Consider the following 10,205-nt stretch of genomic DNA (forward strand, 5'->3'; position numbering starts at 1 on the left):
TTGCCCGTCCCCCGAAGAAGAAACACTGGGTTCGTGCCAACATGAGTATGGCGAATGGAGAGGTGCGTCTGTGTCCGACAGCGCGGCCCAATTCGATGAATTTGCAAGCCTGCACGAGAATATGACTGAATGGCCCCTTCAAAAATACATCGAAGTGCCGAGCGTACTAGAGGTGATCGGCGATGTTGATGGCCTGTCCATCCTCGATTTTGGGTGCGGCGCGGGGGCATATTCGCGAATACTTAAGCAACGCGGAGCAGCCTATGTTGTAGGATATGATCCGGCGCCAGGCATGCTAAACTACGCGCGGCGTCGCGCAGAGAAAGAGGGGATCAATCTCTCCTTCGTGGCCCATCTCCATGCCAACATGGCAGCCCAATTCGACTTGGTACTTGCATCCTATGTGCTGCCCTATGCCACCACCAAAACTGAGCTGGACAGCATGTGCGCTGAAATGGCCGGCCTGTTGCGTCCTGGCGGGCGCTTGATATCGTTATCGACCCATCCAGCTTACAATCCACATCCAAACTGGTACGAACCCTGTGGCTTCAGGCTCGTCGTGGACGATCCTGAGAACCCATATTTAGAAGGTGGGCGTATCAAGGTCGAGTTCTGCAAAAATGGAGAACAAGGTGGGGTATTCGCATGGCATTGGCCCGCTCCTTCTTTGGAGAGTTCATTAGCACACGCCGGGTTCCGATCGTTAAAATGGCGAGAACTGTTTGTGCCAACAAACGCCCGTATAGATCAGCTTCCCAAGGAGCTGCATGCATATCTCCAAAGCCCGCACGCGATCATCATTGAAGGCATCCGTGCCCCACGCCATGCGGAACGACACCCATGACGTTTGTACCATTCAGGAGCACGTTGTCAGCCCCGTTCTCCTCAGCGGTCGCGGAAGGTCTATGCGGCTTTGACGAGCATGAATGGGATGCCCTCGTCGGTGACAACAATTTCTATAACAGCTACCGGTGGCTGCGAGCGCTCGAACATTCGTTCGGCGCAACAGACGTGCTTGCGGTCCGCGGGCCGGCCGGAGTCGTGGCTGCGTGCACGCTTTGGGAGGGAGACCAATCACCTGGTTTGTTCTTCCTACCAGATTGCATGGCGGGAATTCCCGGCCCTTGGCGACAAAGCTTTCTCTGGCTAGGTGGTCGGCGCAACACCCACAACGAGATACCCTGCATTCAGGGCAGGCGAAGGTACGAGGCTTTAGGCGAGTTTGGACGCAGCGCTCTAAAGTATGCGCAGGAGCGGGAATATACCGGCGTTGTAATGCCGTACATGCCCTACCCGGCGGCGGTGGAATTCGCGGAGCATATTGGGGGTACAGTCGTTTTGCATTCCGCCGAAGCCTATCTAGAAGTACCGGATACGGGGGTGACCGGGATGATGGCGCGCTCGTGCGCGCATGATCGTAATCAAAGCAAGTCTGAAGTCGCTGCGTTCCGGCGAGCCGGGGGGAAGATCGGATGGGCCTCAGCCGAAGAACTCGATGATTCCATAGTCGCGGATCTCATAACTCAAAACAGATCTCGACACGGAAGCACGCAGGGTCGCGACTGGATGGAAAGGATACTCGCCGGGCAGAGAAAGGCGGGGGTGTCGCAGTTCGGTGCCGCAGCAATTTCCGAGTTCAACAACGAGATAACCGGGCTGGCCGTTTTCTATCGTTTTGGAACGGCACTTCACTTGCGCTACTTCGGGGCAGACTACAGCCGCGATCTGAAGGATTATAGATATTTCGTGTTGTGCTATTACGAGCCCCTCGATTACGCTGCGGCGCGCGGTCTCACGACATTGCGGCTTTCTACTTCTTCGTTACGTGCGAAAGTGAACCGAGGGGCAAAGATCGAGCCGCAAGCGATCGTCGTCAAGTGCGTTGGTGAACCGCACATCCGCGACTCTGATGTCAAGGAGCACAATCTGCGTATGATCCGACAATATCAGGATCAGTTCGCGGGCCATCTTTGCAGGGACTGGGAGTTGGTCGAACATTACCAAGTTGGTGGGTGAGTAGCTGCGGGTAAGGGACTACAGTGCCCCTCGGCCCGACGCCAGGACTGGAGATGCCGCGCTGGTTCTTCAAGCCGGAGCATGACCAAGGGACAGTCAAGGAGAAACCGCTGCGCACATTCTGGAACACGGTGCCCGATGATGTCATGAAACTGCTGACTTGGGTCTCGAGGGTCGGCAGCGAGCCCTTTTGTGGTGCGAGATTTTGCGTCATTTCCGGCGCGGAGGGGGCAAGGCCGCAGCGGACACGCGAACAGGTTCGAAAGGCCGGTCGGGGAGCGATGCTTGCTTTGTGCAAGCGAGAGATCACACCTGACGTTGATAGGCGTTCGCGTGATCAGGTGCTCCCGGGAGGTGGCGGCAAGGCTGCCAACCATCGTTCAGATGAACGGATTAAGTCAGGTTATGATGCGATCCGGCGGATCCGAACTCAAGTGAGGCATCCGCGGTTCTCGTTAGGCGCCATCGAGGTCCTAGGGCGCGACGCCTTCGCTGCGGTTCAGCTAGGGCTTCCCGGCTGTACCACCGCGAGCGCCTCTTGATCGAATAGCCCGGCGCGCCGCTTCGTCCTTGGAGAACTGCAAGGGGGAGCTGCGCGTCCGGCCTGAGACCATGGACCTGGTGTCCACGCCGCGCGCATGCCTGCCCCTGCGCGATCTGATTTATCGACATTTTCGAAGCAATCGCGTTGCGCAAGCGGAGAAAATAATCCCTTTGAGCGCTGCGGGCCTGAGCTGCCGCATATTCATCCATTTGTAGGCGAGAACGACATCCTGCGGAACGCCATGACCTTTGTCATACATCAGGCCGAGCATCGCCTGGGCAAGTGGAATTCCGGCGTCTACGGCGTGAACATATAGACCGACTGCAGCATCGTAGGCCTCTGGTGCGCCGAAGCCTTTTTCGTACATGAAACCAAGCATCGCCTGTGCTTGCGCGTTCCCGCGTAAAGCAAGTGGGGTGAGCTGGCGACTGCGTTCTGATAGTCCCCATGCGCATAGGCGCTCCGTGCTGATGCAATGGGGTCTGCGCGTGCCGGCGCTAGCGCGACAAGCAGAGTCATTATCTGCGCCAGCACGAGCCAGATAAGGTTGCGTTGAGCCAACGGCGGGATATGACAATGATCAGCGGACGTTGCGGACACGCAGGTCATCTGTAATGCTCGCGCCGACTGCACCGCGAAACTTCGAACGTAGCTCCTCTGCCAGCTGATGCGCATCGCTGCCGGTCTGGATGATCTGGGGCCGAATGAAGATGATCAATTCCGTCCGCTTTCCCTCTTTACTCTGGTGTGAAAACAAATCATCAAGACCGGGAATCTCGTCAAGTAGCGGAATGCCGCTGCGATCCCCCTTCTGGTCTTCACTGATCAATCCGGCCAGGACCACGGCTTGGCCGTTTGCTACAGAGACCGCGCTCTTCACACTTGCGTTGGGACACCGTCGGCGTAAGCCCGGATGAACCGGCCGAGGATACGTGGCTGATCTCCTGTTCGATTTCGAGACTGACTTGTCCGCTTGTGGTGATACGGGGCACAACGCGAAGAATAATGCCCGTGTTGCGGTAGTCGTAGTACTAACCGTGGCGTCGGTTCGCGATAGATAATTCGTTTTGCTAGTCTCGACCGGAACGACATCACCGACCTGAAGGTTGCGGGCTGGTTGTTGGTGACAACGAGTGACGGATTGGACAACACATTGACGCTGGTTACCCCGTGCAGCGCATCGAGGATAATGGCGGGCTGGGACTCCGATCCGATCAGGAAGTTGAAGCCCGGAATTTGTGTGATTTAGCAGCGCGTTCGCCGCCTTACTCACTGCACCGCCGGTCGAGGTTGATTTAAGGACAGAACCCTGTCGGCCTTCAATCCAAGCTGCTTGCTGGTCAGATAGCTCTGGACACTGTAACTTAGCTCGTTGGTGAGCTTTACCTCCGCGATCGTGGCCTCGATGCCGACCTGCAGCACGGGTTGATCGAGCTGCTTCAATGTGGAACTGATGATCCGATTGTTTTCGCGACTGGCATAGATCAAGACAGAGTTATTCACCGTATCGGGGGCGATCCGTACGTTGGGCATGACCGGCGGTCCAGCACCGGTTGGTGCGTCAAGTCCACCGCTGGCATCCGTTCCGTTCGACGAATTCGAGTCTGATGGGGATGGGGTACTTACGCCGTTGCCGCCGACGCGGCGCTGGACGGGCCGACGGATGAGGCGGACGTATTGGCAGACAGCCGTTCGGCAACCGAGGTCGTGCGAGCGACCTCCTCATCGGCAATGTCGATCGACGTCGAGGCGCTGCCACCGAACATCTGGGTCAGCACCTTGGCCAAGTGGCGGGCGTCACCACAGCGGACACGATACACGCGAACGCCGGTTTGAGCTAAGTCTGCGTGATCGAGTCGATGGATCCAAGTCGCTACCGTCTGGAGCAAGGGCGGCTTGCGCGTTACAACCATGATGGCGTTCAACCTAGAGATGACCCGGAGCTTCACAAGGTCATGATTGAGCCCGTTGTCGCCGGAATCGATGATAGTCTCGAGCTCTGCGATCAGGGGCTCGGGCGCGGAATTGTTAATGGGATAGATGCCCGCGGATTGGCCTTTCATCCGCGCGAGACCATCGATCTTGCGTGCAATGCCGAACAGAACATTCATGTGCTTGACCGCCTCGGCCGCGATCGGCGCCCTGGCAAGCATGCTTCTCGTAGCCAGCAAGCTTGTCCACTTCTTCAGCTTTGTCAGCTTCTGGGCAAGCCTTGTCACCTTCGGCCAGCGCCTCCACCGGCTCCTGGCGCTCGGTCGTGTCGAGTTGGCTCAGACAGCGCGCGACGCTCTCCTCCAACGTAAGCGAGAAGCTGAGGCCGCTCAGGCTTTGAAGTGCCAGGGCATGAGAGCATCGATCTGAGAGATCGGCCAGCCCCGCGCGATCCGTTCGAGAGTTTGCGTGAGCCAGGCGTGCGGATCGACATCGTTCATCTTCGCGGTCTGCAGAAGCGTGGGGATGGTCGCCCAGGTCCGGCCGCCGCCAAGGCTGCCCGCAAAGAGCTCATTTTTTCTTGTGATGGTTTGCGGCCGGATTGCCCGCGCGACGGTGTTGGAGTCGATCTCGCTACGGCCGTTGCTTAGAAAGCGCTCGTATCGTGCAAGGGATGTCTGTCGAACAAGACTCGCTGCAATCCTCAAACTGGCCGAGGTCTCCGAGAAAAAGCTGGCGTCGCGTCGATGGCCACAACCAGTTGCCGAAACTCTCCGTGCGTAAATTCGCCAACGGAATCGAAGTCGCAGACCCAACTCAGTCCACCGCCGCCTAGTGCGCTCCGCCACCAACATTCGGCGATAGCACTTTAACCCACGATAAGTCGCACCTTGGATCGAAAGACAAGTAATCGCAAGTAAGTTCTTCATCCGGTTGCACGTCAAGGACTGTGAAAATTCGGCAATAATCGTCTTGGCACGTGTTTGGTTTGCTGCTGTGATTCATGAAACGGGCGTTGTCAGCATTGTACTCTAGAACACCATCATCTACGTCGAGGTCTCTTGGATAGGCATGCTTGTCAAGTAAAGCTTGAAAGGTTCGAGGTAAGGTTTCGTACTGTTCAGGTGTCACGGCAATGTCAACGATTGGATTATGAATCCAAATTAATGCACCTTTAGGCAAAAAAGTAGCAGAGAAAAGTCCAATACCGCCAAACTGGTCTGGCTTCAAAATAGTTTCAACAATCAACACGGACATATCTCCCAAAGTCTCTAACATCAGCAAGCTAGCCAACCTAAGCCGTGCAATCTTCTGCAAAAATTGGTAGGGTCGTTTAATTCGCGTCCCCGTCACAATCTCGAGTTTTCTTCGATCTCTCCATTCGTTTTCCGCAGCGGCTGCTACCGATCGGGATCTCGGCTGTCGCTCGACGAGGAGATGCTGCAGGACTGGCGCCATCGGTTCGCCTTCCGCGGTGGAAGTTCTGGAGAGGACCTGCAAGAAAGTCCCGGTAACGTTCCGCGTCGATCACGGCAGCGAATGGTGTCGCGCGATCTTGACCCGTGGGCATATGAGCGCTAGTGACGCGTGACCGATTTGCCGCAGGCCGTGCGGGTCGTAGAGCTCCTGGTGATCGCCCACCGCTTCCGCCGCAGCGCGCGTCCTGTGCGGAGGCCAGATCTTCACTGAGCGTTTCGCCGGCGGGATGGGCGTCATCCGCGCGACGCACGGCGGGGCTGGACTCTATGATCCAGCATCTCGGTCTGGTGCTTAGCGGTTGACGGACGGGGGTTTGCAAAACGGCTGGTGCTGCCAGTAAGCAAGGACAGGACTATGCGCTTTGTCCGACGCCCCAGCCGTTCGCAGGCCGATTGTCTGAAGGTCATCGGCAAACTCACCAGCCCCGGCTGGGGCGGCGCATGAACGAATGGCTATCTTCTCAGCGTCGAGACCCCAGAGCGGAGCCTGAACACAGGATAGACTTTCATTTCCCTGAATCGAAGGATCACCTCAAGAGATCATAGCCAACAGTTAATCGAACCATCAACCAGTGCCTGCCTTACTTGTTCGGCCCGTTCCCTGGACAGCTTCTCGGCCAAGCTGTGATCATTTAACAGCGCCGGCCCCTTGCGTTCTCGATCATAAACCATCCAGCCGGTGGTCCCCCTTCGAACGAGGAACCTGGACCGTTGCGGAGGTGATTCCTGGCTCAATAGTTTCTCCTACATTGACCTGTTACGAAATCGCGCCGAGTGTCCCAAGCAAAGACGGCACTCGTGTCACGAAAATACGCCGCGCCCTTTATTCCTGAGCCGGGACACGGAAATTCCCACGCAACAAATGCACTGCACGCCCTGTGCCACTGGTCGAGGCATCTTTCGATGCCGCGTTCGTCTATCCCACCGCCGCAGAACGGACATGCAAACGCCTCCTGGAATTGATCACCTCGCCGGAGGCCAGACGCGTCCATGAGCTTCCAATTTTTCGCGCTGGGCCGCGCTTCCCACATATGAGCGCGCTTTTCAAAGAGCATCATGATCAGGGGCGATGAGCAGGTCGAGACCGCTTACATGCCAGACTGAGGCGGGTCGTTCTCCCAACTCGCCCAGGCCACGACTCCGGCAAGTTCGGATGAATTGGAGGCGTGTACCTGCCTTCGACAGTCCAGCTCTTCGTGCGTCGCGTCGAGCTGCGAACGCAGTTCGTGCGCAACCCGACTTGAAAACAACCAGCCGAGCGGTACGGGGCCTCCTCAATCGTACATCTGAATCCAGGCGTGAAAATCGAAACGGTCCAGACGATGGACACATGCGGATACGACTCGGTGCTTAAGCTTCAGCGGCAAGCGCCTGGGCGGAAGGTCAGCCTCGGCCGTCGAGACGCCGGCGCGACGGAGCTACAGGCTAACCACGTGCCAAGAGATCGCACGGGCTATTTCATAGGCGTGCCCCTGACCCCGATCTCCCACCTCCACCGTCGACGCGTCGAGGTTGCGAAAGAAACATGACCTTGCCGGCTGTGTCGTTTGCATACACGCCCTTGTCGGGGATTGGCTTGTATAGCCACTTGCCCTGTTTCGTCGTCGATACGTTGGTCGCATTCCCGGGTTCGCCGGACTGCCAGGCGCTATCTGCGGTGAATAAATTAATCCAGTAAGTATCTGGATCGCCATCAATGGCTTTCCCGGTCAGGCTTATGTTTGGCATTGTTGCTGCGTCTCCTCTAGGTAAATCGTTCTAGGCAATGACGGGAGTGGACGGCGTGGCGTATTCAGACCCTCTCTTTCGAGGTCGTTTTGCGGGGAAGGAATCCATCTCTTCCGACGGGGCCGGCGCGACCGTAGCGCGCGAAAAGGCGAACGACAGAATTGAACTCATAGGCTCGAATGTACTCCCAAAGCGCGGCACGCCCCTCATTGGAGAGATGATTGATCCTGTCACCGGGTTGCGGGATTTCGCCGAGCAGGACCAGCCAATACGAGAAGAGCTCGCCGAAGCCGATGGCCCCGATGACGTCGTAGCGAATGAGATGTTCGATCCGCTCCAGCCAGAGTAAAAAGTTGTCGAAAGCGGAGCGGACGGCCAGATTTTGGTCCGTGAATGTTTCCTTTTCGGTTTGTCCAGTTGGGTCCAGCTTCCAGTGGACGGCGAGCGCGATGGGCAGGTCACGGACGTAGAAGGTCTGGCCCTTCAGCGTGTCTTCCTTCCAAAACTGGGCATTGCCGTAGTCCAAAAGGCGCATGACGAAACGCACGTCCGCATCTTCGAAGAATTCCTTTGTTTGGTCGGATGCCGCCAGCGCGCGCTCGCGCTGACGGGTCAAGTTCGATTGCTCGCTATTTATCCGATACTGATAGAGGCCGAAGGCAAAACCGGCTGCGGTCAAAGCCAGACCTATCAGTGCTGCTGCATTCGAGTCAGGCATAGCAGGGTCCTCAATCGTGAACGCTAGTGAGCGGTGTCGCCTTTCCCGCTCCCCTTGTAGGCTTTCGTCCCTAGGTAAGTCGCGTGGCTGATCAGCAGCACCGACGTGAAGGCACCTCCGGGGTCGGGCAGGCTCTGGATTCCAGTCAGCAGCACGTCTGGTGCGATTCCGCGGAGTTGCTCGACGAGCATCGCGAAATAGCCCAGGACCAGGGTGACGGTGAGCACGACATTTTGCAGCCGGGAAATATCGACGTCGCCAGAGTCGGCCACGTGTTCACCCACGAAGACGTCGGCAAGAGACGCCATCGTCGGGTCCGAACGGACTTCGACGGCTGAAGAGTCGCTCGACACCGTCAGCAGGCCACGATCGGCCTGGTCGTTACTGGCCTTTGGCCTGCCACCGATCGTCGTGATCTGATCCGACGGAGAGCCGGCCATTCCGAATGCCTTCGTATTGAGGATTAACGCGGAGATCATCGGTGAGGCAAAGGCGATCCCGAGTGCCGCGGCGATGGATGCCGGGATTTGTGGGAACGTACCTGGTCCGCCAAGGCCAACATTGAAAAGCGCCGCGGTGGCGAAGCCGCCAAGTGCGACGATGGTCCAGAGCGTCACTTGCGCCCGTGCCAGGGATACCCGGTTACGCTCGTCGACCCAGATGCCGACCATGCGCCCCTTGGTGCCCAGGCCGAGCGCGATGGCGAGTCCGCCAATACCGAGGGCCATCGCCAGAAATTGCACGATGATCGACCGCGTGCCGGGAGTGTCTCGCAGTCCGAGAAGCGCATTCGCGATGCCGGACCAAATGGACGTATTCGGCGTGATCGCGATAATGCCGGCATCGACTGCGCTACGCACCACAAGTTCGCACGACAGCGTCGCGTCCGTTGCGGCCGCGCCATCTGTTTCTGGCGGCTTCTTCGACGGAGCAGCCGCATTTGTGTCCGCCGCGGAAGGCCCATGGTCGAGGCAGCTCCGGATCGTAGCGAGAGCCACTCCTACCTTCGGTCCGTACGGAACGATCGGCTGGGCGGGAGCGGCCGGCGCAGGCGATGCGGCGGCCGGAGGCATCTGCGCGGCCGGTGGGACGGCCGGCGGAGGCGCGGCAGGGGCAACTGCGGCTGGCTTCACGTACTTGCCGCCGGCATCAAGGAAGCTGCAAACGCTCCGCTTCCAGTTGGGAAGCAGAGCTGCATCCGAAACGCAATTGTCGGCCAGCTTGTCGAGCACACGATACTGGATGTCGAGATTTCGGAGTTGGCTCCGTGCATTGCCGTCGCTCTGTCCCGACCATATGGCCGAGATGCCACCGAAAACGAAGATCAAGGCCGCGATCGATCCGAGGCCCCATGCCGCTATCCTCACCGGCTTGCGAACGCTCCATGATCGCGGCGCCAGGCCGGTTTGGCTATACGACGAGGTGAAGCCAAGTTTGCCGGGAGCCTCTTCGCTCGTTCCATAGAGGCGGTACGTCAGGCCTGATTTGTCCTGGAATTCGAGGCCCTCGGTCGCGCCGGTCTTGTAGATCCAGTCGGGCGGCGTGCCGACGTCCTTCGAGGGCGCGCCATTTCGATCGATCTGCCAGAGCGTTGCTTGCTTGGGCAATGCGACGGCACCGTCGTAGCGGTTCTGCGAGATCTTTTCGGCAACGGCCTTCATGATCGTGTAGTTCGCCGCTTCGTCGGCAGGCAGCATGTTGCCGGCGATTTTCATTTGATCCTGAAGCCCGTTCCAGCGCGCAGTTACTGCAATGCCTGCGACGACCGACCAGAGGCGTTCCAACGATT

At 58.2% G+C, this 10,205-nt stretch carries 10 protein-coding genes and 1 pseudogene; 2 read left to right on the plus strand and 9 right to left on the minus strand.

The window, feature by feature from the left end; genetic code table 11:
• Nucleotides 1-70 precede the first annotated feature (70 nt).
• Nucleotides 71-844, plus strand: a complete 774-nt coding sequence (locus P6U28_RS38585) for a class I SAM-dependent methyltransferase (RefSeq protein ID WP_407121059.1) — start codon at nt 71-73, stop codon at nt 842-844.
• Between the two features lie 23 nt (nt 845-867).
• Nucleotides 868-2,016 carry a hypothetical protein gene (locus tag P6U28_RS38590; protein ID WP_407121061.1) on the plus strand — a complete coding sequence of 383 codons (1,149 nt, stop codon included), beginning with the start codon at nt 868-870 and terminating at the stop codon, nt 2,014-2,016.
• 662 nt (nt 2,017-2,678) lie between these two features.
• Here P6U28_RS38590 and P6U28_RS38595 read toward each other — a convergent pair.
• The 9 genes and pseudogenes from P6U28_RS38595 to P6U28_RS38635 all read right to left on the minus strand — a co-directional run bounded on the left by P6U28_RS38595 (nt 2,679) and on the right by P6U28_RS38635 (nt 10,131).
• Nucleotides 2,679-2,939 carry a tetratricopeptide repeat protein gene (locus P6U28_RS38595; protein WP_407121063.1) on the minus strand — a complete coding sequence of 87 codons (261 nt, stop codon included), beginning with the start codon at nt 2,937-2,939 and terminating at the stop codon, nt 2,679-2,681.
• Nucleotides 2,940-3,140: 201 nt separating this feature from the next.
• On the minus strand, nt 3,141-3,440 hold the full coding sequence (locus P6U28_RS38600; protein ID WP_407123211.1) for a hypothetical protein: 300 nt from the start codon (nt 3,438-3,440) through the stop codon (nt 3,141-3,143).
• Nucleotides 3,379-3,552, minus strand: a complete 174-nt coding sequence (locus tag P6U28_RS38605) for a hypothetical protein (protein WP_407121065.1) — start codon at nt 3,550-3,552, stop codon at nt 3,379-3,381. The genes P6U28_RS38600 and P6U28_RS38605 overlap by 62 nt, the downstream gene beginning before the upstream one ends.
• A 277-nt stretch (nt 3,553-3,829) precedes the next feature.
• Nucleotides 3,830-4,093 (minus strand): hypothetical protein, encoded by a 264-nt coding sequence (locus tag P6U28_RS38610; RefSeq protein ID WP_407121067.1) that lies wholly within the window; start codon nt 4,091-4,093, stop codon nt 3,830-3,832.
• Between the two features lie 89 nt (nt 4,094-4,182).
• Nucleotides 4,183-4,779: a hypothetical protein gene (locus P6U28_RS38615; RefSeq protein ID WP_407121069.1), complete on the minus strand. Its 597-nt coding sequence runs from the start codon at nt 4,777-4,779 to the stop codon at nt 4,183-4,185.
• A 102-nt stretch (nt 4,780-4,881) separates the two neighbouring features.
• Nucleotides 4,882-5,154: pseudogene (locus P6U28_RS38620) on the minus strand (transposase domain-containing protein); the annotation flags it as partial.
• Between the two features lie 169 nt (nt 5,155-5,323).
• The gene (locus tag P6U28_RS38625) at nt 5,324-5,749 is read right to left on the minus strand and encodes an SET domain-containing protein (protein WP_407123163.1); all 426 of its coding nucleotides are present in this window, start codon (nt 5,747-5,749) and stop codon (nt 5,324-5,326) included.
• A 2,013-nt stretch (nt 5,750-7,762) separates the two neighbouring features.
• Complete coding sequence (locus P6U28_RS38630) at nt 7,763-8,416, minus strand: hypothetical protein (protein WP_407121071.1); 654 nt, start codon at nt 8,414-8,416, stop codon at nt 7,763-7,765.
• Nucleotides 8,417-8,439: 23 nt separating this feature from the next.
• Nucleotides 8,440-10,131 carry a hypothetical protein gene (locus P6U28_RS38635; protein WP_407121072.1) on the minus strand — a complete coding sequence of 564 codons (1,692 nt, stop codon included), beginning with the start codon at nt 10,129-10,131 and terminating at the stop codon, nt 8,440-8,442.
• Between the last annotated feature and the right edge of the window lie 74 nt (nt 10,132-10,205).

Source organism: Bradyrhizobium sp. STM 3561, assembly GCF_045571455.1.
Lineage (GTDB): Bacteria > Pseudomonadota > Alphaproteobacteria > Rhizobiales > Xanthobacteraceae > Bradyrhizobium > Bradyrhizobium vignae.

Excerpts from the sequence above, each read along its gene's own strand:
- P6U28_RS38630 (WP_407121071.1), bottom strand. The coding sequence starts at position 8,416 with ATGCCTGACTCGAATGCAGCAGCACTGATAGGTCTGGCTTTGACCGCA.
- P6U28_RS38595 (WP_407121063.1), bottom strand. The coding sequence starts at position 2,939 with ATGCTTGGTTTCATGTACGAAAAAGGCTTCGGCGCACCAGAGGCCTAC.
- P6U28_RS38635 (WP_407121072.1), bottom strand. The coding sequence starts at position 10,131 with ATGAAAATCGCCGGCAACATGCTGCCTGCCGACGAAGCGGCGAACTAC.
- P6U28_RS38625 (WP_407123163.1), bottom strand. The coding sequence starts at position 5,749 with ATGTCCGTGTTGATTGTTGAAACTATTTTGAAGCCAGACCAGTTTGGC.
- P6U28_RS38610 (WP_407121067.1), bottom strand. The coding sequence starts at position 4,093 with ATGCCCAACGTACGGATCGCCCCCGATACGGTGAATAACTCTGTCTTG.